Source organism: Mycobacterium sp. TH-M15 (assembly GCF_057473705.1).
The window spans coordinates 1-3,007 of record NZ_JBYCLB010000609.1 but is presented as its reverse complement, the minus strand read 5'-3'; the positions used below and the strand labels follow the sequence as shown (position 1 = coordinate 3,007).

Below are 3,007 nucleotides of genomic sequence, written 5' to 3'. Positions count from 1 at the left end.
CAGCCCGGTGCCGCGGGCCAGCGCGGTCTCGATCATGGTGGCCAGCAGCGTCGGGTAGTCCATCCCGCTGGCCGCCCACATCTGCGGGTACATCGAGATGGTGGTGAATCCGGGCATGGTGTTGATCTCGTTGACCACCGGCCCGTCGTCGGTGAGGAAGAAGTCCACCCGGGCCAGGCCCTGGCCGCCCAGCGCGGTGAACGCGCGGACCGCCAGCTGCCGGATGGCGCCGGCCACGTCCTCGTCGATCTTGGCCGGCACATCGAGTTCGGCCGCGTCGTCGAGGTACTTGGTGGCGAAGTCGTAGAACGAGTCCTCCCGGCCGCGCACCCCGGCCACCCGGATCTCGCCCACCGTGCTGGCCCGCACCGTGCCGTCCGGGAACTCCAGCACACCGCACTCCAGTTCGCGACCGGCCACCGCGGCCTCGACGATCACCTTCGGGTCGTACCGGCGCGCCGCGGCGATCGCCGGCAGCAGCTCGTCCCAGGTCGCCACCCGGCTGACCCCGATCGACGACCCGCCACGGGCCGGCTTGACGTACACCGGCAGCCCCAGCCGCTCACGCTGGTCGAGGCCGAGCGTCGCCTCACCCGGTCGCAGCACCGTGTACCCGCCGATCGGCAGCCCCTCGGCGGCCAGCAGCTTCTTGGTGAACTCCTTGTCCATCGCCGCCGCGCTGGCCAGCACCCCGGCGCCGACGTAGGGCACCCCGGCCAGCTCCATCAGCCCCTGGACGGTGCCGTCCTCCCCGTACGGGCCGTGCAGCACCGGGAAGACCACGTCGACGGCGGCCAGCAGCCGCCCGGCGCCCGGCGTCCCCGACGAGGCGGGCAGCGCCACCAGCTGGCCGGCGCGCTGCGGGTCGGCGGTGAGCGTGAGCTCCGCCCCCGACGCACTGGTCACCGCGGGCAGCTGCCGGCCGGTGATCGCCAGCGCGTCCGGGTCGCCGTCGGTGAGCACCCAGGAGCCCTGCGGGGTGATGCCGACCGCGACCACCTCGAAGCGATCCGGGTCCAGGTTGCGGATGATGCTGCCCGCCGAGACGCACGAGATGGCGTGTTCGCTGCTGCGACCGCCGAAGACGACGGCCACCCGGATCCGGTCGGCGGCACTCACAACCTAGAGAGGCTACCGGGTCGCCCGACTCACTCGGGTTTGGTGCGCCGGCCCAGCAGCAGCGCCACCGCCTCGGTGACCGACAGTCCGCGGTGGCAGACCCGGTGCACCGCGTCGGTGAGCGGCATCTCGACGTCGTAACTCGACGCCAGCGCCAGCACCGACCGACACGACGTCACGCCTTCGACCACGTGGCTCTCCCCGCTGCCCAGCACCCCCGGCTCCGGGGTCATCGTCCCGCCGCGGCCGAGCCGTTCACCGAACGACCGATTGCGCGACTGCGGTGAGCTGCAGGTGGCCACCAGGTCCCCCACCCCGGCCAGACCGGCCAGGGTGGTGCTCTTGGCGCCCAGCGCGACCCCCAGCCGCATGATCTCGGCCAGGCCCCGGGTGATGATCGCCGCGGCGGTGTTCTCACCCAGCCCGACGCCGGCGGCCATCCCGCAGGCCAGGGCGATGACGTTCTTGCAGGCGCCGCCGATCTCGGTGCCGATCACGTCGGCGTTGGTGTACGGCCGGAAGTAGCCGGTGTTGAGCATCCGCTGCAGCGCCACCGCCCGGCCGGAGTCGGGGCAGGCGACGACGGTGGCGGCCGGCTGGCCGGCGGCGACCTCGGCGGCCAGGTTCGGCCCGGACACCACGGCGACCTGCCCGGGGTCCACCCCGGTCACCGCCGCGATGACCTGGCTCATCCGCATCAGGGTCTCCAGCTCGATACCCTTGGCCAGGCTCACCAGGGTGGCGCCGTCGGTCAGCAACGGCGTCCACCCGGTGAGGTTCTCCCGCATCGCCTGGGCCGGCACCGCCAGCAGCACCGTGGTCAGCCCGTCCAGCGCTTCGGCCGGGTCGGCGGTGGCCCGCACCCCGTCCGGCAGGGCGACACCCGGCAGATACTCCGGGTTTTGCCGGGTCTGGTTGATCTGCTCGGCGATGTCGGCGCGGCGGGTCCACAGCCGGACCCGGCTGCCGGCGTCGGCCAGGACCTTTGCCGTCGCGGTTCCCCACGCGCCAGCCCCCATCACCGCGACGATGTCTTCGGCGCTGGCCACCGCGATCACCTCCTTCGGCGTTACCCTAGCCTGGCCGGGCGGCCGAGCCGGCCGGTGGCGCACCCGCTGGCAGGATGAGATGCCATGATCCCCACGCCCGGTGACGTCGGCCTGCTGATCGCGGTCAAACAGCTCGGCGTCGCCAAGACCAGGCTGGCACCGGCCTTCCCGGCGAACACCCGGGAAGCCGTGGTGCTGGCGATGCTGGCCGACACCATCACCGCCGCCTCGACGGTCGAGTCGCTGCAGCGCATCGTCGTCGTCACCCCGGACGACGCGGCGGCGGCCACCGCCGAAGAGCTCGGCGCCGATGTGGTCCGCGACCCGACCCCGGACCGGCACCGGGACCCGTTGAACAACGCGCTGGTCGCCGCCGAGCAGACGATCGCCGGGTCCGTCGGCAATATCGTTGCGCTGCAAGGGGACTTGCCGGCCCTGCAGTCAGCGGAGCTGGCCGAGGCGATCTCGGCGGCCCGCTGCCACCGGCGCAGCTACGTCGCCGACCGGCACGGCAGCGGGACCGCCGCGCTGTTCGCGTTCGGCACCGCCTTGAACCCGCAGTTCGGCCGGGATTCGTCGGCACGGCACCGGCATTCGGGAGCGATCGAGCTCACCGGCGCCTGGCCGGGCCTACGCTGCGACGTCGACACCCCGGCGGATCTGGCCGCGGCGCGACAGCTGGGGCTGGGCCCGGCCACCGCCCGGGCCGCGGCCCGGCGCTAGTGCCGGGTCGGCGGCGGTGTCGGCTACGACTACTGGCAGCACCGCAGCCGATGAGTAATGATTTCTGTTGTGACCGAAACCGAAGCCGCCGACCCCACCACCCAGATCGCCGGCAG

At 73.1% G+C, this 3,007-nt stretch carries 3 protein-coding genes; 1 reads left to right on the top strand and 2 read right to left on the bottom strand.

Going from position 1 to position 3,007, the window contains the following annotated elements; translation table 11 throughout:
* A partial coding sequence (locus AC2VNT_RS14900; protein WP_486947591.1) for a D-alanine--D-alanine ligase family protein occupies positions 1 to 1,119 on the bottom strand: 1,119 nt, incomplete at its 3' end.
* A 29-nt stretch (positions 1,120 to 1,148) separates the two neighbouring features.
* On the bottom strand, positions 1,149 to 2,138 hold the full coding sequence (locus AC2VNT_RS14895) for an NAD(P)H-dependent glycerol-3-phosphate dehydrogenase (protein ID WP_486947592.1): 990 nt from the start codon (positions 2,136 to 2,138) through the stop codon (positions 1,149 to 1,151).
* 114 nt (positions 2,139 to 2,252) lie between these two features.
* Between AC2VNT_RS14895 and cofC the strand changes: the two genes are divergently transcribed.
* Complete coding sequence (gene cofC, locus AC2VNT_RS14890) at positions 2,253 to 2,891, top strand: 2-phospho-L-lactate guanylyltransferase (protein WP_486947590.1); 639 nt, start codon at positions 2,253 to 2,255, stop codon at positions 2,889 to 2,891.
* Positions 2,892 to 3,007 lie beyond the last annotated feature (116 nt).